Origin of the sequence: Aquibacillus sediminis (genome assembly GCF_005870085.1) — a bacterium.
Lineage (GTDB): Bacteria > Bacillota > Bacilli > Bacillales > Amphibacillaceae > Aquibacillus_E > Aquibacillus_E sediminis.
On record NZ_SZNM01000007.1, the window covers coordinates 104,222 to 124,935 of the forward strand.

Consider the following 20,714-nt stretch of genomic DNA (forward strand, 5'->3'; position numbering starts at 1 on the left):
CTTTCGTAAAATAGTACTATTATGTCCAAATGATAGAATAATATACGGGTCATTGTGCCATTAAGTAAAAGAAACATAAAAGGAAGCATCGGGGCGGTTCATGCTTCCTTTTTGTGTAAAAAATGAAGTTAAAGAACAGTTTACTATGTGTTGTTAAAATGGTGAAAAGTTGAAATAGAGGAGTTATAGGTATGGTCTGCCCATTCTGTCATACAGAAAAGTTATCAATTGAGCTAGAAAATAATCTAATCTAGCACTAGCCTTTTTCGATAAATTCCCTGTTCAAAAAGGACACCTATTAATTGTTCCAAAGCAACATGTGGAAACCTATTTCGATGCTTCCAATGAGCAGATTGCAGCAATTCACGATTTAATAAAACAAGGAAAACAGTTGATTGACGAACAGTTTGCCCCAGATGGTTACAATATAGGGGTGAATGTCGGGGAATATGGTGGACAAACAATCAGCCACCTTCATTTTCATCTAATTCCACGATACAAATGAGACATCGAGGATCCACGTGGTGGCGTTCGTAAATTGGTGCCGTATCCATAAATAGAAAGGAAGACAACCATGCCAGAATACAATAAATTAGTGCGAGATTTGATTCCACAAATCATTGAGCAATCGGGAAAAAAGTATGAAACGAAAATACTAGATGAAGAGGATTACATAACAGATTAGGCTCTAAATTGGGGGAAGAAGTGGAAGAATATTTTGCTGCCGATAACGACCAGGATCGTTTAGAGGTTAACGGATGTCTTAGAAGTCATCCATGCCCTTGCTTATATAGATGGTGTTTCTATGGAAAAGGTAGAACAAGTACATCAGCAAAAAGCTGAAAAACGTGGTGGGTTAAAGGACAAAACTTCTAGGTTGAGGTTGAAAATAAGTCATATACTCAAGATTGGAGAGTTAAAAGAAACATACATCACGGCGAGGATATAACCGCGAAAAAGGTACCTTGTACTTTAAGGAGTACCAGGTACCTTTTTGGAGAATTAGGATCCCTGGTCCCTACTCTTTCTCTTTTTTCTGAGATGAATCTTTAGTGATGTTCCACTCATAATGAACCATAATAAAATAGCAGAAATGAAATTTAAGGCAAATATTACAACCACAACGCTCCACATGAACCATTGTGTATTGATTACTTTCTCGTAAATCCAAAAGTGATAAAAGTTCATGGCCTATACTCCTTCCCTATGTCCTACCACAATAATCTCCAACCTTTCTTCGATTTATTCAAAAATGTTATAAACTTAGTATAATTGGGCAATAAAGAAGAAGAGAGGAAGCTTCTTAAAGGAGAAAGGTATGTCAAATGTAGAGCAGAAAATGAACCAAAATTTATCTCGAAATATAGACACTAATGTCAAAGTGATACAAAGTCTACTGAAACAAAATGATGATGTTGTCGAACGTACATTTTATTTACCTAATCAACAAGGGAATAAAGGTACCTTATTTTATGTGGAAGGAATTGTTGACACCGATAAAATAGAACGAGCATTGAAGGATCTGATGTACACTAGCTCTGCAAATAGCAATGCTGTACAGACAACAAGTACTGAATCTAACCTGGCAATGTCTATCCAGACCCATATGTCCCATAACTCATCAGTAAAAGTTGCAAACACCTTACAAGAAGGGATAAATGGTATTTTACTAGGGGACTGTTTTTGCATTATTGACCAATCGGAACAAGGATTAATTTTCTCTGGAAAGGGTGGAGAGAAAAGATCTGTAGAAGAACCGATGGCCGAACAAGTCGTTCGAGGGCCACGTGATGGATTTACAGAAGATATTCGTACAAATACAGCACTTGTTAGACGAAGAATTCGTGATGTACATCTAAAAGTAGAAGGGCTCGAGTTAGGCACAAAAACAAAGACAACCATTAATGTCTCCTACATTAACGGTATTGTAAAAGAAAGTTTAGTTGAAGAAGTAAAACAAAGATTAAACAAAATTGAGATTGATGGGATATTGGAAAGTAATTATATAGAGGAAATGATTCGTGATGCACCATACTCTCCTTTTTCAACAGTCTTAAACACAGAACGACCGGATAAAGTTGCCGCCGCACTATTAGAAGGGCGAGTGGCCATATTCGTTGATAACACCCCATTTGTGCTCGTTGTGCCAGCACATTTTTGGGATTTTTTGCAGGCAAGTGATGATTATTACTTGAATTTTTTGACTGGGACATTTATTAGATGGGTACGTTATATCGCGTTCATTATTAGCTTAACAATACCATCTATTTACGTATTATTGACGAGTTTCCATCAAGAGATGATTCCAACAGCACTTGCCCTAACGATCGCTTCCGGACGTGAGGTCATCCCGTTTCCTGTACTATTTGAAGCACTAGTGATGGAAATAATATTTGAACTTATGAGAGAAGCGGGGTTACGTATGCCCAAACCTATTGGTCAAGCAGTTAGTATTGTTGGTTCGCTTATCATTGGTCAAGCGGCAGTCCAAGCGGGGATTGTATCTCCTTTTATGGTAATTATTGTAGCATTGACAGGAATAAGTTCATTTTCAATTCCAAACTTTTCTGCTTCTTATTCAATTAGATTAATTCGTTTTCCTTTATTGATCGCATCTGGAACATTGGGATTGTTAGGGTTTATAGGTATGTTTTTTCTACTAGCAATTCATGCCGTATCCATTCGTTCATTTGGTGAATCATACTTAGCACCTGCTACCCCATTTAAACCGAAAGATCAAAAGGATTTGCTAATTCGTTTTCCTTGGTGGCATATGAAGAATAGACCTGAGCTAGCAGCAGATAATGGAATTCGTGAAGCAAACGAGAAGCCAGCACCTCCAGACAAGGGAAACAGCGAAACCGCATCAAACAAGATAAGCGATGAAATGAATAGTGATGCGAATACTACTAGTACAGCAAATAAGAAAGATGCATCTGTTCAAAGAAAGAAGTCAAAGCGGATAAAGAGAAAAACAGTTAAATTAAAAGATTTAATGAAAGATAAAAATGATGAGGACCAGAAAAGTCAAGACAATGAATAGTCTCCTAAGGAGAAATGTTGGCTATGATCAGAAAATTATATAAGTTAGTGATTTTAATGGCTATAATGTTCATATTAACTAGCTGTGTGGGAAAAAGGGAGATCGATGACCTTGCTATGGTGATGGGCGTTGGGCTGGACCTAGTCGAAAATAAAAACGGAGAAGAAGAGGTTAAGGTTACAGCACAAATTGCTAGGCCAGCAGATGCCAGAGGTCAAACAGGTGCACCATCTGGACAAACGGGGGAGCCAATATGGTCTATTTCCGCTACAGATAAATCAATTTTTGGAGCAATCAGGAAGTTAGAAAACCTTTCATCACGAAGAATCTTTTGGGCGCACTCGTATGTCATCGTCATTAATGAAGACCTTGCTAAAAACGGGATTAAAGATATTATTGATTTTTTTATCCGAAATCCAGAGTTAAGAATGCGTACGTGGGTCACTGTTACCCCTGATGATGCAAGTGAACTAGTTTCATCGTTGACTGGTCTTGAGGTTATCCCAGGGCAATCGATAGAAGGTTTATTCAAATATAGTGATATAACTCGAGCGGCTCCGAGATCACAAATGATTGATTTACATGCAGCTTACTTAAGTGACGCTACGCAACCGTACGTTGCACGTTTAAAGCTTGAAACTAATGAATTATCCAATCAGACACCAGAACAAGGTGAAATGTATAAGAATGTAACGCATGCCGGTACTGGTGTATTTAAGGATGACAAATTAGTAGGAACATTGTCAGCAAAAGAAACACGTAGTCTTTTATTATTTGTTGAAAATATCAAATCAGGGGTATCCATTATTCCATGTGCCGAGAATGAAGAAGATGTCACTACCTTTGAATTGGTTCATGAAGAACTAAAAGTGATTCCCGATTATAAAGAGGGAACACCTGAATTTACTTTGAAAGTCAAAACAACAGGAAAATTAGTTGAAACAGATTGTGCTATTGGATTTGATGATGACCAAAAAATAAAAGAGTTGGAAAGTAACATCGAAGAAAAATTTAAAAAGGATATTAACAAAGTACTAGACAAAATTCAACAGGAATACGGTGTAGATATATTGGAAGCAGGTAATTCATTTAACAATAAACTACCAAGTAAATGGAAAGAAATGAGAGTGAATTGGGATGACCATTTTCAGGATGCTACCTTTCATGTGGATATAACTGCAGAGATTAAAAGTGGTGCGCTCCTAATCGAACCAACAGAATCAAATAAGAGGGCTGATGAATGAAGATAAAAATAACGAATGGAATGTATATGGCTTTAATAATAAATATGGTCTATGCGAAATCAATCGGGGTGACTCAAGGTAGCATAGCAAGAGACGTTGGAAGTGATATGTGGATTTCAACTATTATTGCTACTGTTTCAGCTATGCTACTCATTTTGTTAACAGTTATGATTATTCGTCGAATGCCTAAAGCTGATATTTTTGATCAAAGCAAAGCCATGTTAGGCCCATGGGTTGGCAAGTTAATTTGTCTAGTAATTTTTATCTTTTTTACACTTTCATTTGGACCAATTATGGTGACATTTGTTTTTCATTTGAAGGACTTCTTTTTACCTGAAGCACCTCTTTTCTTATTTGTATTCATAGCTGTTTTGGTTGGTGGCTTTGCTATTTATTTTGGAATTGAGGTTATTGCACGAATGGCGTTAATAGGTGTGTTTTCTATCCTATTATTAAACGGTCTGTTAATCTTAGGGGCGCTAGAGGATTTTGATGTTCGTGAATTACTACCCGTCTTTGAGTTTGGGATAACCAAGCCAGTTATTGCTAGTCGTCACCATTTAGCTGATTGGTCGATTGTAATTATGATGTGCTTGATTATTTTACCCTTGGTAGATAACCAAAAAGAGTGGGGGAGATCAAGTTTAGTTGGAGTTATCTTTTCTTTCATTTTTATTGTAATGTGGCCTATTTTAGAAACAGGAGTGTTAACCTCACAGGTAACATCACAATACTTAATTGCCTGTATGCAAATGGCCAGAAGTGCACATTTAGGATTTTTCTTACACAGGTATGAAATGTTTATGATTGCCTTTTTTGGTATTTCGATTCTAACGCAAATAGCAATAGCGCTTCTTTGTGGTTCTGTGGCGCTTTCAAAGCTGTTTGGTCTAAAGGATTTCCGTCCGTTGATCATTCCTGTTTCACTTATCATGGGGGGATACGGATATTGGGTGGTTCAAAGTCATAATCACGCAATGGACATACTTGAAAATTCATGGGTTAGCCTCTCATTATCCATTACCCTTGGAGTGGTTGGAGTAGTTTGGATTCTAGGCTTCTTTTTGAAAAAGAAGTTCAAATCAGAAAAAGGATAGTGGGGCGGAGGAGGTGTCTGCCCCCTTTGTCCGATAGAAGACATTCCTGTCCGTGTGGGTGTTCCAGTAACAATCGGTGATCATTCGGTGGTGGTTTTTAAAGTAACAAATGGCGACGTTTATGCAATTAAAAGTTCGGGGCAAGCCAGACACCGGTTCTAGACAGCTAAATTCTATATCCTTTATTCTAGTAAGTATAAAACGAAAAATACTAGAAATGGATGATCTATCATGGGCAAACGGAAAAAGAGAAATTCAAATACCCCTTGGCATAAAAGAATGGACCGTTCGCGTAGGCTACAAGCTGCACCACATTGGATACCTAAATATAATGGGAAAAATTTGGTGAAAGGAAACAGCAAACATTTTGCAGTCAATCATTTATGTGCGGTATATGAGCTAGAACAGTTCGGTTATCAAATTAGTGATACATACAAGCAAAACTTAAAGCAAGACCAACTCGATAAACAACGGGCAACTGAGAGAAGAAAAGTAGCTAGAAAACAAAAGAAATTAGGGAGGAAGTAAAAGATTGGAGATCTATAGATGATTTTGACCTGCCATTTTAGATTTTAACGGAATTACTGCCTATGGCACACGAAAATTATTCATCAATTCTTGATTTAACAAAGTACTGTTAAATGCAAAAGCTTAAAGCAATAAAATTTGTGCTGTCACTACCTAGCACCAGATCGCGTTTGCATAAATACTTGGAGTGAAGCTCATTAGAATAGTGGCACCACACGTTCTTTTTGTCGTTTTCGATATATTTCGAGTGGTGGCCATAGGCGCGGTTGTATAGGGAAAGTAGAGTAGGGGGAGCATCAAAATCGATATCCGCTCTATATCATTAGGCCATAAATATAGTTGTAAGGTTGGACATGGGCCAGAAAACTGTTCCCATGCCATCCTAATGTATCCTATCGTGTTGTTCTGCGATTTCCAAAAATGAGTTCAACATCGATTGCTCGTCCAAGCCAATATCAACGCGGTATTCTTCAGGATCTAGAATTCTGTAATAATCGATATAATCGTGTTGTTGTAGTTTGAAACCATTTTTTACCTCCAAAGTGTTCCACAATGCAGGATCCCCGTGTGCACGAGAACGAGAATAAGATACGTTCATACATTATCATCCTTCCATAAAATAGTACTATTATGTCCAAATGATAGAATAATATACGGGTTATTTTGCCATTGTGAAAAAGGAAACATAATAATTAGGGTACCTGTTACATCTCATGGACACCTGTCCACCGATAGTACCGGGTACTTTTTTGATGTGTTAAAATAGGGGAACAATGAAGGAAAGGAGTAAATAATAATGTCTTGTCCTTTCTGCCATACAAGAAATTTAACAATCGAATTAGAAGACAACCTAGCACGAGCCTTTTTCGATAAGTTCCCTGTTCAAAAAGGACACCTATTAATTATTCCAAAGCAACATGTGGAAACCTATTTCGATGCTTCCAGTCAGCAAATTGCGGACATTCATGATTTAATAAAACAAGGAAAACAGCTGATAGACGAACAGTTTGCCCCAGATGGTTACAATATTGGGGAGTATGGTGGACAAACAATTAACCACCTTCATTTTCATTTAATTCCACGGTATAAGGGTGACATTGAGGATCCGCGTGGTGGTGTGCGTAAACTGGTGCCGTATCCATAAAGAAATCTAACAATACCTGGCTAACGAAGTGTACGATTGTTGTTAGGAGAACCTGTTACTGTTTTCTCAATTGTCGCCCTTTTGTCTTTTTCAGGCCCGATCTCCTCCATATATATAACGTTAGTGAATTCAGTAAAACAAAAAAGAACACTTGTTCGATTTTATTCTCTCTGCTATTATAGAAACAGAAGCACACCTCTGTAAGTCCTCATGTTTAAAAGGGATGTGTGTAAAATGCCGTTAATTAAACAACGAGTTTATGCCCCAAATTCTGCTACACTATTCACTGTAAAAGAAGAACCTACCGACTATTCTAACCATGATCCAGATTCAGAGAAAAGAACGAAACTACTCAAATGAATTCCACTGGAACGACTGATGGATTTGAAAGTGGACTATGCCTTCAAACAGCTGTTTGGAAGTGAAAAGAACAAAGATATAACGGTTGTGTTTTTGAATGCAATTCTAGATTTGTTAGTTGTCACGAATGCCGACGAATGGATTAATGTAGAAATCCAGTTCACAAATAAGTATGATATGGTGAAACGATCCATTTACTATTGGTCCGGTGCGTACCGGCAGCCCATGAAAAAGGGTAAAACATATAAGGAATTGCGACCAGTCATCGCTATTAACATTTTGAACTTTAACTTATTTCAACAAACAGAACAATTTCATACAACGTATCATTTGTATGAAGACAAACAAAAATTTAAGTTGACAAATGTGATGGAATTCCATTTTATCGAGATGGTTAAATTGATAAAATATTGGAAAGAGGATAAATTAGATCCATGGAATAACGTTTTGGCAAGATGGCTGCTAATGTTAGGGATGGTTGATCACCGGAATAATCAAGTCTATCGTGATATTTTTCGTGAATTGGAGGAAATTTCTATGAAAGATAAATCATTAAAAAATGCTTTTCAAAACTGGGAGGAATTAAGCATGACACAAGAGGAATATCTTGCTTATGAATCTCGTCTAAAACGAGTTTTGGATGAAGAAGCTGCACAACGTGAAGCCGAACTACGTATTCAGGAAGCTGAACAACGTATACAGCAAGCTGACAAACGTGTACAGCAGGCTGAAGAACGTGCACAACAAGTTGAACAACGTGCAGAGAAGGAAGCAAGGGAAGAAATTGCAAAAAGCCTATTACAAAACGGCATGGATATTGAATTGGTTGCCAAAAACACGAAACTTACCAAAGAAAGAGTGCTTGAGATTTGGCGAAATATCTAAAAATATACCAGCGCTTGACACCACCTAAAAAAGTCGTGTTTTACAAAAATGGGGGTGGGGTTAGATTATTGTTAATTGCTGTTCAAATGAATTAGGGTACCTGGTACACATGGACACCTGTCCACCAATAGTACCAGGTACCTTTTTCAATGTGTTAAAATGGGGCGAACAATAGAAAAAGGAGCAAATAAGATTGACTTGTCCATTTGGTCATATTAAAACGTTAACAATCGAATTAGAAAACGAGCTAGCACTAGCTTTTTTCGACAAATACCCTGTTCAAAAAGGACATCTATTAATCATTCCAAAGCAACATGTGGAATGCTTTAGGTGAGCAGATAGCCGCTATTCACGAATTAATAAAACAAGGAAAAGAGCTAATTGATGATGCGTATGCCCCATATGGTTACAATATTGGGGTGAATGTTGGGGAGTATGGTGGACAAACGATTCATCATCTTCATTTTCATCTGATTCCACGATATAAGTTTGACATCAGTCATAGTACCCGTGATTTGACCGCTTTAATCTAGGTGTAATAACCGAATTTTTGCTTACTGGATAATATTAGAGTATATACGACTTATTGTAAAAAAAGGCACTAAACTTATAAGAATCCGATATATAAAAGTTTATACTTTACTATTGCTTCAAGCATAATTTTGAAAATTCGGAATATAATGTGACGTGTGACAAGATGAAAAGATAGGGGGTATTTGGAAGGTGAAGAAGAAATTATTTTTTTTACTTATTGCAATTATTTCTATTGGGCTACTCGTTGCTTGTGGATCAGATGAAAGTAGTGGTGAGGGAGACGGAGAAGAAACTTATTCAGTTGCTACAGATTCAAACTTTCAGCCATTTGAATATAAAAATCCTGATACTGGTGAAATGGAAGGCTTTGATATTGAGTTGATAGAAGCTATCGCTGATGAATCAGGCTTTAATGTAGAATTTGAAACGATGGAATTTGATGGATTACTTGCGTCAATGAGAACAGAAAAAAATGATATAGGTATCGCTGGGATTTCAATTACGGAAGACCGTAAAGAGTTTATTGATTTTTCAGATAAATACTACGATTCAGGGTTGATTTTAGCTGTTCCTGAAGATTCTGATATTGAATCAATAGATGAAGTAGACGGATTGACAGTTGGGACACGTCAAGGGTCAACAAGTAACGACTATTTAAAAAATAATACAGATGCTGAGGTTGAAGCATACCCAGAGATTGTTACTGCATACATGGACTTAGAAAGAGGGCGTCTTGACGCAGTTTTATATGACCTACCAAACGTACAATACTATATTAAAGAAAATGCACCCGACGAATTGAAAACAGTTGGGGATGTATTGGAAGGTCAGCCATATGGAATTGCATTGCCAAAAGGCTCAGATCTTGTTGATCCGGTAAATGAAGGATTGGAAGCAATAAAGGAAAATGGAACGTATGCAGAAATTTATAAGAATTGGTTCGGTACAGAGCCACCAGAATAGAATAGTCACCTATGTAGACTATAAATCAAGCGTAACAAGTAATTGCTTGTTACGCTGTTCTATTAAGGAGAGAGATACGGAATGATTTTTACGATTATGGATACTGCATATATTAAAAGTTTGCCTTTCTTAATAGAGGGCTTAAAGATTACGGTAAGTATTACGATTATAGGTCTATTTTTTGGGATGATTATTGGATCATTAGCTGGTTTGGGAAAACTTTCTAAAAACAAATTTATCCGAGGGTTTTGGTCGGTGTATGTTGAAGTTGTCCGCGGGACGCCGATACTGGCACAAGCACTATTTCTTTATTATGGCGTGTCCGAAGATTTAATTGGTTTGAACATAACTTCTTTTACTGCGGGTGTTATTGCAATTGCAGTTAATGCTGGTGCATATATTGCAGAGATTGTGCGTGGTGCCGTGTACTCAATTGATAAAGGGCAGCATGAAGCAGGCAGATCTATGGGACTAACAGAAAAACAAACGATGCGATATATTGTATGGCCTCAAGCTTTCAAGCGAATGATTCCTCCACTTGGAAATCAGTTTATTATTAGTTTAAAAGATACGTCAGTATTTTCTGTTATAGTAGTACATGATGTCGTATTTATGGCAAAAGAATACTACAATACTACATTTGAGATATTTGAAACATTAGTTATGGTCTGTTTGCTTTACTTATGTATAACGATTCCAACAGCGCTTTATTTGAACAGACTAGAAAGGAAGCTGGATGTATAAATGATTACAGTAAAAAATTTACACAAATCGTTTGGTGATTTAGAGGTATTAAAGGGTATTGATGCAACTGTTGAAGAGAGTGAAGTGGTGTGTGTGATTGGGCCGTCTGGTTCTGGTAAAAGTACTTTTCTTAGATGCCTCAATCTTCTTGAGGACATTACAGCGGGCGAAGTAATCATTGACGGAGCCCAGTTAACTGATCCTACTGTCAATATTAATGAGGTGCGATCTCAGGTGGGGATGGTTTTCCAGCATTTTAATCTATTCCCGCACAGAACGGTTTTGGAAAATATCACACTTGGTCCAATAAAGGTGAAACATCTCTCTGAAAAAGAAGCCAAAGATGTTGCCTTGCCACTTCTTGATAAAGTGGGATTATCAGATAAAGCAGATGATTACCCTGATAGTCTGTCAGGAGGGCAGAAACAACGTGTAGCTATTGCCAGATCACTTGCTATGAATCCTAAAGTTATGTTGTTTGATGAGCCAACATCTGCTCTTGATCCTGAATTGGTAGGAGATGTTCTCGAAGTAATGAAAGACTTAGCCGAAGAAGGTATGACAATGGTTGTAGTGACACATGAAATGGGGTTTGCTAAGGAAGTAGGAGATCGCGTCTTATTCATGGATGAAGGGGTGATTATGGAAGAAGGGGATCCACTGCAAATTTTTGATAACCCCCAAAATCCCCGAACTCAATCGTTCTTAAGTAAAATTTTATAAGTCTAAGCATTTTGACTCCAGTACTGTACTGGAGTCATTTTGTGAGACAGGCAGGCGTACCGTTCCACGCATAGCGTGGGACGGTTCTTTATCATTCCAGGCGAGAAGACTCCATCCTCAAGGAATGAGAAGGGCGCTAGCCCAATGAGTAGGGTGGAGATGAATCGCTTTCGGACAAGGGATAGCTTTAGCTATCTCAATTGTCCGACTAATTAAGTATTAGCCCAAATATCTCAACATTTTAAAAACGAACAAATGTTTGTGTGTTTTTGAGACATCATGTATAATAAAAAGAAAAGGGGAGGTGACTGTTTTGCTTGGCCATATGGCTTATAAATTCAGAATCTATCCTAACCGGAATCAAGCTATCTTAATCAATAAAACCATAGGATGTTCTCGTTTTGTGTTCAATCATTTTCTGTCAAAATGGAATGCAACGTATAAGAAAACGGGAAAAGGTTTGACCTACAACATTTGTTCTAGCATAGGAAATTATAAAATGGAATGGTTGTGTATAACTTTTTTAGCCTACATTGGCCACGTCCAGCTCCAGCGCTAAAGCTGTAGCGAGACTTCCCTCACCTCCGTACGATAAGTCAACATCGACTTCCTTCGGTCCCAAACAGTTTCCTTTAAGGTCGTTAAGTGGTGAGAGGGTTCAAGATGTGGAAATTGTACACGTTACTCTGTAAAACAGTGCGTGAAAACACGGAACGAGAAACGCCACAAAGGTGAAGCACTGTCACCAATAAAGACAAAAAGTAACCGCCTGTTCCTGCGACCAAAGAGATAGGAGCAAAAGGGTACTTCATATGGACATTTATCCTTTGGAAGTGCCTGATCCTTTTACGCCAATCATTACGATGTGGAATGAAGAAGTGGTGTGTGGAGTTAGATATATATCGGTTTAAATTATTTCCTACTTAAAATAGTGGTTCGTCCATTCATGATGGACAAATGTTTTTGGATGGGGTCTGTTACCCTATTATTCAGTAATCAAAGGTGCCAAGTACTACTAATAGTATTTGGTGCCTTTTTTCATAAGCATAATTTTACTTATTTGACCTTTAATATCAATTACTTTACCAGCACCGTAGACAAATATAAATAGCGTTTGTATAGATGAAATGGAGGAAGGTATTCACTATTTTGGGATGATGAAAGGAGGGGAGATAGATGGCAGAAAATAAGGAACATTGGCTTGACCGCAAAGAACAACAAATGAAAACATCGATTATCATCAGTATGAGAGAAAAAGGTTATTCTGATGAGAATATTAGTGTTTTTCTAGAAGAGTGGGGGTTCTCACCAGAGTTTTAGATATTTCCAATTACATCTTCTTAATTTTTAGTTTTCAGGTTTTCAAAAGCTTGGATGGCTGCTTGCGCGACTTGGATATCCTGTTCAACTGTGCCACCGCTTACACCAACCGCACCAATAACTTTATCATTTTTAACGATAGGAATTCCGCCACCAAAGATAACCACTTTTCCTTGGTCAGTCGTATTGATTCCATATAAATCTGCATTTGGAACCGCTGCATCCGTTAAGTTAGCAGTAGGTTTTTTAAAAGCAACGGAGGTCCAGGCTTTGTTTTGTGAAATGTCAATACTTCCTAACAAAGAATCACCCATACGATGTACCGCAACTAAATTCCCACCTTCGTCTAATACGGAAATAACCATTTGAACCCCGATCTTCTCAGCTTCTTTTTCAGCACCTTCCATTAAAGTCTTCGCGATTTCCAGATTCATGTTCATCCTAGTTCCACTCTCCTTTGTTAGAATTTTCTGTCTTCATGCAATTTTATCTTAACTTAAATCACCAAACAACTAAAAGGGAGAAAGTTGATGGAAGTGGGACAAGGGGTTCGCGTCCCGTCAATTACTAGGTTATATTGGAGCAATAGAAAATGTATATAAATTTACTACTATATAGCATGCAGTCACTTGGCCACTTCTCGTTTGAATGCAGAAGGTATCATGCGACATAGTCGGTACTCACTGTAACACTTTAATCCAATAGGTTAAGTACCGTTGTTTGATATCCTTTTCTCTAACGATCATTAGCGTTAAAATAAAACCAAGTGGGACAAATGCCCTGTCCCCATGTCCCAAAGAAAGGAAGATTATCATGCCAGAATACAATAAATTAGTACGAGATTTGATTCCGCAAATTATTGAAAAGACGGGAAAGAAGTTTGAGACGAAAATACTTGATGAACAAGACTACCTAACAGCATTAGGTGCGAAATTAGGAGAAGAAGTCGAGGAATACTTCGCCGCTGATAATGCCGAGGATCGTTTGGAAGAGCTAGCAGATGTGCTTGAGGTTGTCCATGCTCTTGCACATAAAGACGGTACTACGATGGAAGAGGTCGAGAAGGTTCGACAGCAAAAAGCGGAGAAACGTGGTGGATTTAAGGATAAAATTTTATTAGTTGAGGTTGAAGATGACTAATGTCAAGTTGGTAACAGAAAATGTCCAGAAAAACATTATAGCAGGAATCAGCACAGCTTCTTCGATCTATATTTTGACGTCGTTTGTGATGAAGTCAGGGGTGGAGTTGTTAAAGCCTTATTTGGAGGACGCTGCTAAACGTGGAGCGGATATTAAGATTTGTACGGGTGATTATTTATATGTTACCCAACCTAAAGCACTTCAAGGGCTGTTGTTTCCTGAATTTGAAAACGTGGAAGTTCGTTTGTGGCGTAGTAATGGTACATCATTTCATCCTAAAGCCTATCTGTTCAATGATGAGGAACAAGGGACGTTTATTGTTGGTTCATCCAATCTATCGAAATCAGCACTCACCACGGGGGTAGAGTGGAATGTCGTGATGGAAAAACAAGCACAGCCGCAGACATTTGAAGATGCTGTTGATCATTTTCTTAAACTCTTTTATAACGAACAAACTGTTCCCGTTAATCCAGAAACGGTAAAAAAATATACAACTCAGTATGAAGCATTTCATCAAAAACATCCACATCTAGCAACAACTTGGGCGAAACAGGAAGAAATAGAGTTAATGCTTCCGAATGAACAACAGGATTCCGAACAAGAAATCATTACGGATCCAATCCCAACATATCAAACAGCAATTGAGCCTCGCCCAGCACAGCAACAGGCACTAGAGGCATTACATAATACGATGGCCGAAGAATATGACAAAGCAATGATCGTGATGGCAACAGGACTTGGGAAAACTTATCTTGCTGCCTTTTTTGCACGTCATTTTAATCGCGTGTTATTTGTAGCCCATCGAGAAGAAATTTTGCATCAAGCGAAAAAGTCGTTTGCACATGTCATGCCTGATAGAAGCTATGGCATCTATAACGGAAAGGTGAAAGACACTGGCACAGATAATGTGTTTGCATCAATTTACACCTTAAGTATGGAGGAACACCTGCAAAAATTCCCACAAGATTTTTTTGATTTAATCGTAGTCGATGAGTTTCACCATGCGGCAGCAACGTCCTACAACCGAGTACTAAACTATTTCGATCCAAAGTTTTTGTTAGGAATAACAGCAACACCAGATCGAATGGATGGTAAGGATGTCTATGCAATATGTGAGGGGAATGTTGCGTTTCAACTGCATTTTATTGAAGCCATTCAACACGGCTGGCTTGCTCCCTTTCATTATTATGGAGTTTATGATGAGACCGATTACTCAAAAATCACATGGCTAGGGACAAAATATGATCAAACAGAGTTACTGGCGGCACAATTACGTGAGGAAACAGCTGAAAATGTGTATGAAGCTTGGAAAAAGCATAAACAAACACGCACAATCGGGTTTTGTTCGTCAATTAAACAAGCGCAATTTTTATCCAACTACTTCAATGATCAAGGTGAAAATACGATCGCGCTCCATTCTCAAAGTATCGACATATCAAGAAAGGAAGCCATTGATAAGTTGGATAGAGGAGACATCGATGTCATTTTCACGGTTGATTTATTTAATGAAGGGGTTGATATTCCGTCTGTCGACACCCTTCTATTTGTGCGACCAACCGAATCCCTAACCGTCTTCACCCAGCAAGTTGGCCGAGGCCTGCGCCTGCATCATGGAAAAAATCAATGTACGATCATTGATCTGATAGGTAACTATCGCAATGCAGATCTGAAGCTGAGTTTATTTGATACAGAAAGACATGTAAATGGCAAAAAGAAACGGGAAGTTGTTCCGATTGTACCTACACAGTGTAAGATCGACCTTGATGTACACGTTATTGATTTGTTAAAAGAACTAACAAGGAAAAAGCAACCGCGAAAAGAAAAATTACTTCATGCCTATGAGGAGTTGAAAGAAGAAATCGGTCACCGACCAACTTATTTGGACATGCACTTGTATGGAAATGTGAATACGAAGGAATTTAAACAAGAGTTCAGATCCTATGCAGGTTTCTTGCTGTGGGCGGAGGAATTAACGGACAAAGAACAGCAAGTATTCTTTGATTATCGGGATTGGATTGAAGAAGTAGAGAAAACTGGTATGGCAAAAAGTTATAAGATGGTCGTCCTGTCCTACATGTTAAGCCGAGGAGAGTGGGATTGGCATAAGTCCGTAACAGCAGAAGAAGTAGCACCATATTTCCATAAGTATCTGACAGAAAAAGAATATCGCAAGCAAGCGGATTTTTCGGATAAAAAGACGAAGAAGTTGTGGGACTATGATCAAGAAAAAGTCGCCAAAATTGTTGCCGACATGCCGATGACGAAGTGGAGTGGCAGTTCGAAAGGTATCACCACGTTTGTAGATGGTGAGTTTGGGTTAGGGTTTGATGTAGCGGAAGAGGATTCGTCAATACTTTATGATATAACTAGGGAGATTTGTGTGTATCGGTTGCATGGGTATTTTGAGCGGAAGGGGAACAAGTGAGCTAGGACTTGATCATTGTATTGGGTAAAAGTGAAGGAGAAAAAATTGAACAAAGCAAGGTAACACACCCTAAACCTGCTTCCGATGATACACCAATTTGTAAGAAATGCGGAAGCCCAATCATAAAGCGTCAAGCTAAAAAAGGCGAAAATAAAGGGGAAGCGTTTTATGGTTGTACAAATTTTCCTAAGTGTAGAGAAGTGTTTGAAATTACGGGAAAGTGATAGGTCCTTTTAAAAAAGGATGTAGGTTTGGTTTGAGGAAGCATGGGAATAAATCTCATGCTTCTTTTTAGATGGAAATTGAATCAAGAGTACCGTTTCGGTATTTCAATTTTTTATTTACATGAATTGTTGTTCCAATAATAAATAAGAAGTAAGATGTATTTATAATGTTTAGTAAATGGGGGCTTAACAGTGAGTGTTACAAACAAAATAAAATATATATCAACAACAGCACTTTCGAAAGAACTGAAAATGAATGTAAAAGAAGTATTTCAAATTTTACTTGATCAGGGTCTTATAGAAAGAATAGATGGGAATTGGGTTTTGACTGAAAATGGTAAACAGGCTGGTGGAACTACAAAGAAACACCCAAAAGTAGGGGAATATGTTGCTTGGGATGAAAACATAAAAAATAATAAAATGTTTCAAACTATATCTAACGCTGAACCGCTTTTAAATGCAACTGCATTAAGCAAACATTTTGGTATTTCTAAATTTAAAATGAATCCAGTATTATCAGAGCTTGGATTCATTCAAAAAGCGGTCAAAGGTTGGACCGTCACAAAGTTGGGCTTAAGTCTTGGTGGGAAACAGTTGGAGTACGAAAAAACCGGAGTCCCTTATGTGAATTGGCCACAAAGTATTTTGCAGAATAAGAGATTAGTAGAAACAATGAATGAACTTCAAGGGAAAGAGCCAGAAAAACACACGGAATCGGAGCAAGATAATTTATTAGGGTTTAGAGATAAATTTGAAGCCAAACACCGGTCTGCGGATGGACATTATGTACGATCCAGAGCAGAAATGCTTATCGATAATTGGTTATACATGTCTGAAATTGTGCATGCATATGAGAGGAAATTACCAATTGAAGAAGATGTCTATACAGACTTTTATCTGCCAGTAGGTAAGGTGTATATTGAATACTGGGGCCTAGAAGATGATCCAAAATATGCAGCTAGGAAGCAAGAAAAATTAAGAATCTATGAGAAATACGGTTTTAATTTAATTGAATTACATGATGCAGATATTCAGAATCTCGACGATATTTTACCTAAGAAATTATTGAAGTTTGGAATTCAAGCGTATTAACTAGTAGTATTTGTTATTGAACCAGGTACTGTCTATGATAGTCCCTGATATTGATAATCAGGGACTTACATTGAGTGAAAATGCTACAATTAATGCAGAAAGAGGTATTCTTAAAATGAAACAACCAGAAAATGTTAATATAAAATTCACAGATTTAATTAGTCAAATAGAAAACGGCGATATTAAAATTCCGCAATTTCAGCGTGAATTTGTTTGGTCCAAACAAAAATCAGCAGACTTACTAGACTCGATATTAAAAGGTTATCCAATTGGAAGTTTTACTTTGTGGCAAACAACGGAGCGGCTTCGTACAATTCGAAACATTGGTGGAGATGACTTGCCTCAAACGAGGGAAGGCCATCCCATCGAATATGTGTTAGATGGTCAACAACGCATGACAAGTTTGTATGCTAGTTTTAAGGGTTTGAAGATCAAGAAAAACAACAAAGTAGAAGATTTTGAAAATATATACATTGATCTTATGGAAGAAGAAAATGGACCTCTTGTCATCACGGATGTTGAAGGAAGAAATGAAGAAGAAGTTATCAAATTGAAAGATCTGCTGTACGGTGGAAGAAAACTAATGCGAATTTATCCTGAAGCATTAGACAGTAAGCTGGAAGAGTACAAGAACCGTTTTATCACCTATACATTTTCAGGAATTTCCATGAAAAATGTACCAATTGATGTAGCAACAGAAGTTTTTTCTAGATTAAATGTTGGTGGACAGCCATTATCTACTTTCGAAATCATGGTTGCAAAAACGTATGATGAGGACCAAAGTTTTGATTTATCCGTGAAGTATGATGAATTCATAAGTAAAGCGGAGGAAGTAGGCTATGGTACGATCACGGCAAGTACACTTCTTCAATTAGTTGCCATTATCATCAAAAAAGAATGTACTCGAAAACACATCTTAAGTTTAAAACGAGATGAATTTATCGGTAAGTGGGAAGAGGCTGTTGACGCTATGGAGCGAGCAATCGATTATTTTAAGAGCTATTATACCAGTTTCGAAGCTGCTTCCGTATAATGCTCTCTTAATTCCGTTTGCATACTTTTTCTTCCATCATAAGGACCGACCAGATGAGCAGGAACGAAAATATTTAGAAGATTTCTTTTGGCGCACCTCCATATTTGGAAGGTACTCCCAATCTCTTGAAGCTAAAGTGGGCCAAGATATAAAGAGAATTAATAGTATTTTAGCTGGAAATCAACCAAGGTATGAATATGAAGTAAACATCACTACTGATGAAATCATTGAACATGGCTATTTCAGTGCAGGCAGAAGCTTTATCAAATCTATTCTTTGTTTATATGCCTACCAAGAACCAAAGTCCTTTATCGATAATGCGAAAGTGACAATGGATAACGACTGGTTGAAGATTGCCACGAGTAGGAACTATCATCACTTTTTCCCTAAAAAGCATATGGAAGGAAAGAAAGGGGATTTCTACGTCAATCACATATTGAATATAACGATTGTCGATGACTTTTTAAACAAAAGAAAAATTCGAACCAAAGCCCCATCTATCTATATGAAGGAGTTCCAAGAACAAAATCCAGACTTGAAGGCAACAATGAAAACCCATTTAATCGATCTAGATCATTTTGGTGTGTTTGAAGATGACTTTGATTTGTTTTTTAAGAAAAGAGCGGAGAAGGTCAGTGAGGAATTGAATGAAAGGATTGTTATGAAGTGAGATAAAGGGGTTCTAGATTGGTATGTATATGACTTATTATTAAAAAACTATACAGGAAAGCATTTTAGCCTTCCTGTTTTTATTTCTCCAACAAGTCTATTAAGGATCTAATTTTCATGAATAACTCATCAAAGGTTATCACAATTACATTCTTCAATTCCTTCCTATATAGTTCAAATGAATGCTTATGAGATAGTTCTTCTAATGCATCAAACCTACCTGCAATCACTACACAACAAGGGTTAATTACATCATAGTCTGTATTTTTGCCATTCCTAATATTATTTACAAGTATATTTGAATATTCGCTTTGTAGAGTACCTTTATAGGTAAGTACTTGGGCTACAGCGCCCATAAGATCCTTATGGGCAGAATGTACCCCTGTTCTATACTCAGTAGAAGTAACAAGTGGGGTGGTAGGTGTTTTTATCTCAATTAATACAGCATCCTTGGAGAAGGGGTTTGCATAAAGAAAATCCACTAATTTACCACTATCATTATTGGTAGTTTTCCCTCCAACATAAGCCTCGTCCTCAATTAAAACTGTCGGATTTGAAAATAACTGACTTAACACCCATGTATTTTCTTTTAAGAGGTCTTGCCAAAACTTCTCTGAATTATTGTCCTTATTCCCTTCCCAAACTGCTAAAAGCTTTTTAAGGTTGGTTAGTCCTACTAGGGTGTTTAACTGATCCAACTCAGTTTCTCTTAGCTTACTTAGCTTGTCTACCATCTTATTAGAGTTCTCAGCGTTTACAATCCATTCAAGTGCCTGCTCCAATACATCACTTTTATCCTCATCTAACAATTGAATGAAAAGCTCATTGTTACCCTCAAATAAAGCTATAACTTTTTCAAGGTCGGGGTTCGTTTTATAGAGTGTATAGCTTCCATGCTTTACCCCATACTCTTCATGTACTTTGTAATACTTCTTTAGCTCGTCAAATAGTTTTAGGGTTTCTCCTGTATCAATAGCAATCTTAATCCATTCATCGGCTTTGAGTTTACTAGTTTCAAACTCCTTATGGTCTTCCCAAGAATCTTTTTTTCTTTTCTTTTGAAAATTGAAACTCCCTTTAATGGGAGCATTAGAATCATGTATGTTGTTTACAATCTCAGGCCGAAATACAAGCCTAGTAGTCTCAGTTTCTCTGAGGACAATATCATCACCAATACCTGAATCTCTAGAAGTTGATTGAACAAATATACTCATCTTAGATTCCTCCTGCCAATTTTTTTAATAATCAGTTAATAATAATTATACCATAAGAAAGTTCAAGTAATGATGAACTTGCACATTTCTTATGCAACAATTCTTCTAAATCTATTATCTCAGCCGATAATTTGGAATAAGTTGAAAATATTGCGTTCGATTTATTATTTGTACCAATTCAAACCGAACTAATTGCTACGTTTAGGAAAGTCATTTGTTCTATTAAATTATGAATTAAGTGCCTGGATACACTTATTCAATTGTTTACAAATGAGGTCCAGGTACAGTTTAAAGTATCCTGTTGTTAAGGCGAAGGGGTGTTGGAGGAAGTA

The 20,714-nt window shown here is 37.4% G+C and carries 23 protein-coding genes and 2 pseudogenes; 22 read left to right on the forward strand and 3 right to left on the reverse strand.

Translation table 11 applies throughout. The annotated features are described in order from the left end of the window. The first annotated feature begins 301 nt into the window (after positions 1-301). From FCI53_RS21850 to FCI53_RS09525, 6 genes and pseudogenes are all read left to right on the forward strand, one after another. Positions 302-505: an HIT family protein gene (locus FCI53_RS21850; RefSeq protein WP_246050072.1), complete on the forward strand. Its 204-nt coding sequence runs from the start codon at positions 302-304 to the stop codon at positions 503-505. A 69-nt stretch (positions 506-574) separates the two neighbouring features. Further along, positions 575-949 (forward strand): annotated as a pseudogene (locus FCI53_RS09505) (nucleoside triphosphate pyrophosphohydrolase). Between the two features lie 369 nt (positions 950-1,318). After that, a complete protein-coding gene (locus FCI53_RS09510) occupies positions 1,319-3,043 on the forward strand; it encodes a spore germination protein (RefSeq protein WP_138418192.1) in 1,725 nt (574 codons plus the stop codon). Between the two features lie 23 nt (positions 3,044-3,066). Beyond that, positions 3,067-4,287: a Ger(x)C family spore germination protein gene (locus FCI53_RS09515; protein ID WP_138418194.1), complete on the forward strand. Its 1,221-nt coding sequence runs from the start codon at positions 3,067-3,069 to the stop codon at positions 4,285-4,287. Next, the gene (locus FCI53_RS09520; protein ID WP_138418196.1) at positions 4,284-5,384 is read left to right on the forward strand and encodes a GerAB/ArcD/ProY family transporter; all 1,101 of its coding nucleotides are present in this window, start codon (positions 4,284-4,286) and stop codon (positions 5,382-5,384) included. The genes FCI53_RS09515 and FCI53_RS09520 overlap by 4 nt, the downstream gene beginning before the upstream one ends. Before the next feature lie 231 nt (positions 5,385-5,615). Beyond that, positions 5,616-5,912, forward strand: a complete 297-nt coding sequence (locus FCI53_RS09525; protein WP_138418198.1) for a hypothetical protein — start codon at positions 5,616-5,618, stop codon at positions 5,910-5,912. 382 nt (positions 5,913-6,294) lie between these two features. Here FCI53_RS09525 and FCI53_RS09530 read toward each other — a convergent pair whose 3' ends face one another. Beyond that, positions 6,295-6,510 (reverse strand): hypothetical protein, encoded by a 216-nt coding sequence (locus tag FCI53_RS09530; protein ID WP_138418200.1) that lies wholly within the window; start codon positions 6,508-6,510, stop codon positions 6,295-6,297. 198 nt (positions 6,511-6,708) lie between these two features. Between FCI53_RS09530 and FCI53_RS09535 the strand changes: the two genes are divergently transcribed. The 10 genes and pseudogenes from FCI53_RS09535 to FCI53_RS21425 all read left to right on the forward strand — a co-directional run bounded on the left by FCI53_RS09535 (position 6,709) and on the right by FCI53_RS21425 (position 12,585). Continuing rightward, entirely contained in the window at positions 6,709-7,056 is a 348-nt protein-coding gene (locus FCI53_RS09535) for an HIT family protein (RefSeq protein WP_138418202.1), read from the forward strand. 234 nt (positions 7,057-7,290) lie between these two features. Further along, on the forward strand, positions 7,291-7,416 hold the full coding sequence (locus FCI53_RS22030) for a hypothetical protein (RefSeq protein WP_281279520.1): 126 nt from the start codon (positions 7,291-7,293) through the stop codon (positions 7,414-7,416). Between the two features lie 18 nt (positions 7,417-7,434). Continuing rightward, positions 7,435-8,301 carry an Rpn family recombination-promoting nuclease/putative transposase gene (locus tag FCI53_RS09540; protein ID WP_138418204.1) on the forward strand — a complete coding sequence of 289 codons (867 nt, stop codon included), beginning with the start codon at positions 7,435-7,437 and terminating at the stop codon, positions 8,299-8,301. A 193-nt stretch (positions 8,302-8,494) separates the two neighbouring features. Continuing rightward, positions 8,495-8,635 carry an HIT family protein gene (locus tag FCI53_RS22035; protein WP_281279521.1) on the forward strand — a complete coding sequence of 47 codons (141 nt, stop codon included), beginning with the start codon at positions 8,495-8,497 and terminating at the stop codon, positions 8,633-8,635. Continuing rightward, positions 8,616-8,834 (forward strand): HIT family protein, encoded by a 219-nt coding sequence (locus tag FCI53_RS22040; RefSeq protein ID WP_171038126.1) that lies wholly within the window; start codon positions 8,616-8,618, stop codon positions 8,832-8,834. The genes FCI53_RS22035 and FCI53_RS22040 overlap by 20 nt, the downstream gene beginning before the upstream one ends. Positions 8,835-9,024: 190 nt before the next feature. After that, on the forward strand, positions 9,025-9,798 hold the full coding sequence (locus FCI53_RS09550) for a transporter substrate-binding domain-containing protein (protein ID WP_138418206.1): 774 nt from the start codon (positions 9,025-9,027) through the stop codon (positions 9,796-9,798). A gap of 81 nt (positions 9,799-9,879) precedes the next feature. Continuing rightward, positions 9,880-10,542, forward strand: a complete 663-nt coding sequence (locus FCI53_RS09555) for an amino acid ABC transporter permease (protein WP_138418208.1) — start codon at positions 9,880-9,882, stop codon at positions 10,540-10,542. Then, a complete protein-coding gene (locus tag FCI53_RS09560) occupies positions 10,543-11,265 on the forward strand; it encodes an amino acid ABC transporter ATP-binding protein (protein ID WP_138418210.1) in 723 nt (240 codons plus the stop codon). It abuts the gene before it with no gap. Between the two features lie 325 nt (positions 11,266-11,590). Next, positions 11,591-11,749: pseudogene (locus FCI53_RS09565) on the forward strand (helix-turn-helix domain-containing protein); the annotation flags it as partial. A gap of 692 nt (positions 11,750-12,441) precedes the next feature. Further along, on the forward strand, positions 12,442-12,585 hold the full coding sequence (locus FCI53_RS21425) for a hypothetical protein (protein WP_171038127.1): 144 nt from the start codon (positions 12,442-12,444) through the stop codon (positions 12,583-12,585). A 20-nt stretch (positions 12,586-12,605) separates the two neighbouring features. Here the strand turns inward: FCI53_RS21425 and FCI53_RS09570 are convergent, their stop codons facing one another. Beyond that, positions 12,606-13,025 (reverse strand): GlcG/HbpS family heme-binding protein, encoded by a 420-nt coding sequence (locus FCI53_RS09570; RefSeq protein ID WP_138418212.1) that lies wholly within the window; start codon positions 13,023-13,025, stop codon positions 12,606-12,608. A 373-nt stretch (positions 13,026-13,398) separates the two neighbouring features. On the opposite strand from FCI53_RS09570, the gene FCI53_RS09575 reads away from it, so the two are divergent. The 6 genes from FCI53_RS09575 (at position 13,399) to FCI53_RS21685 (ending at position 19,169) form a co-directional block, all read left to right on the forward strand. After that, positions 13,399-13,725: a nucleoside triphosphate pyrophosphohydrolase gene (locus FCI53_RS09575; RefSeq protein ID WP_138418214.1), complete on the forward strand. Its 327-nt coding sequence runs from the start codon at positions 13,399-13,401 to the stop codon at positions 13,723-13,725. After that, on the forward strand, positions 13,718-16,150 hold the full coding sequence (locus FCI53_RS09580; RefSeq protein WP_138418216.1) for a DEAD/DEAH box helicase family protein: 2,433 nt from the start codon (positions 13,718-13,720) through the stop codon (positions 16,148-16,150). The genes FCI53_RS09575 and FCI53_RS09580 overlap by 8 nt, the downstream gene beginning before the upstream one ends. A gap of 8 nt (positions 16,151-16,158) precedes the next feature. Then, positions 16,159-16,374, forward strand: coding sequence for a topoisomerase DNA-binding C4 zinc finger domain-containing protein (locus FCI53_RS09585; protein WP_138418218.1), 216 nt, complete (start codon positions 16,159-16,161; stop codon positions 16,372-16,374). A 192-nt stretch (positions 16,375-16,566) separates the two neighbouring features. Beyond that, entirely contained in the window at positions 16,567-17,466 is a 900-nt protein-coding gene (locus tag FCI53_RS09590; RefSeq protein ID WP_246050068.1) for a glycerol kinase, read from the forward strand. Positions 17,467-17,581: 115 nt separating this feature from the next. Continuing rightward, positions 17,582-18,499, forward strand: coding sequence for a DUF262 domain-containing protein (locus FCI53_RS21680; RefSeq protein ID WP_210238491.1), 918 nt, complete (start codon positions 17,582-17,584; stop codon positions 18,497-18,499). Continuing rightward, positions 18,429-19,169, forward strand: a complete 741-nt coding sequence (locus FCI53_RS21685; RefSeq protein WP_210238492.1) for a hypothetical protein — start codon at positions 18,429-18,431, stop codon at positions 19,167-19,169. Before FCI53_RS21680 ends, FCI53_RS21685 begins: the two co-directional genes overlap by 71 nt. Before the next feature lie 79 nt (positions 19,170-19,248). On the opposite strand, the gene FCI53_RS09600 is transcribed toward FCI53_RS21685, so the two are convergent. Continuing rightward, positions 19,249-20,382, reverse strand: a complete 1,134-nt coding sequence (locus FCI53_RS09600; protein WP_138418220.1) for a Shedu immune nuclease family protein — start codon at positions 20,380-20,382, stop codon at positions 19,249-19,251. Between the last annotated feature and the right edge of the window lie 332 nt (positions 20,383-20,714).

Coding starts and splice junctions, on each gene's coding strand:
- FCI53_RS09515 (WP_138418194.1), top strand. CDS start 3,067: ATGATCAGAAAATTATATAAGTTAGTGATTTTAATGGCTATAATGTTC.
- FCI53_RS09600 (WP_138418220.1), bottom strand. CDS start 20,382: ATGAGTATATTTGTTCAATCAACTTCTAGAGATTCAGGTATTGGTGAT.
- FCI53_RS09540 (WP_138418204.1), top strand. CDS start 7,435: ATGGATTTGAAAGTGGACTATGCCTTCAAACAGCTGTTTGGAAGTGAA.
- FCI53_RS22040 (WP_171038126.1), top strand. CDS start 8,616: ATGTGGAATGCTTTAGGTGAGCAGATAGCCGCTATTCACGAATTAATA.
- FCI53_RS09520 (WP_138418196.1), top strand. CDS start 4,284: ATGAAGATAAAAATAACGAATGGAATGTATATGGCTTTAATAATAAAT.
- FCI53_RS09530 (WP_138418200.1), bottom strand. CDS start 6,510: ATGAACGTATCTTATTCTCGTTCTCGTGCACACGGGGATCCTGCATTG.
- FCI53_RS22030 (WP_281279520.1), top strand. CDS start 7,291: ATGCCGTTAATTAAACAACGAGTTTATGCCCCAAATTCTGCTACACTA.
- FCI53_RS21425 (WP_171038127.1), top strand. CDS start 12,442: ATGGCAGAAAATAAGGAACATTGGCTTGACCGCAAAGAACAACAAATG.
- FCI53_RS09555 (WP_138418208.1), top strand. CDS start 9,880: ATGATTTTTACGATTATGGATACTGCATATATTAAAAGTTTGCCTTTC.
- FCI53_RS09535 (WP_138418202.1), top strand. CDS start 6,709: ATGTCTTGTCCTTTCTGCCATACAAGAAATTTAACAATCGAATTAGAA.
- FCI53_RS09560 (WP_138418210.1), top strand. CDS start 10,543: ATGATTACAGTAAAAAATTTACACAAATCGTTTGGTGATTTAGAGGTA.
- FCI53_RS09580 (WP_138418216.1), top strand. CDS start 13,718: ATGACTAATGTCAAGTTGGTAACAGAAAATGTCCAGAAAAACATTATA.
- FCI53_RS09510 (WP_138418192.1), top strand. CDS start 1,319: ATGTCAAATGTAGAGCAGAAAATGAACCAAAATTTATCTCGAAATATA.
- FCI53_RS09575 (WP_138418214.1), top strand. CDS start 13,399: ATGCCAGAATACAATAAATTAGTACGAGATTTGATTCCGCAAATTATT.
- FCI53_RS09525 (WP_138418198.1), top strand. CDS start 5,616: ATGGGCAAACGGAAAAAGAGAAATTCAAATACCCCTTGGCATAAAAGA.
- FCI53_RS09570 (WP_138418212.1), bottom strand. CDS start 13,025: ATGAACATGAATCTGGAAATCGCGAAGACTTTAATGGAAGGTGCTGAA.
- FCI53_RS21680 (WP_210238491.1), top strand. CDS start 17,582: ATGAAACAACCAGAAAATGTTAATATAAAATTCACAGATTTAATTAGT.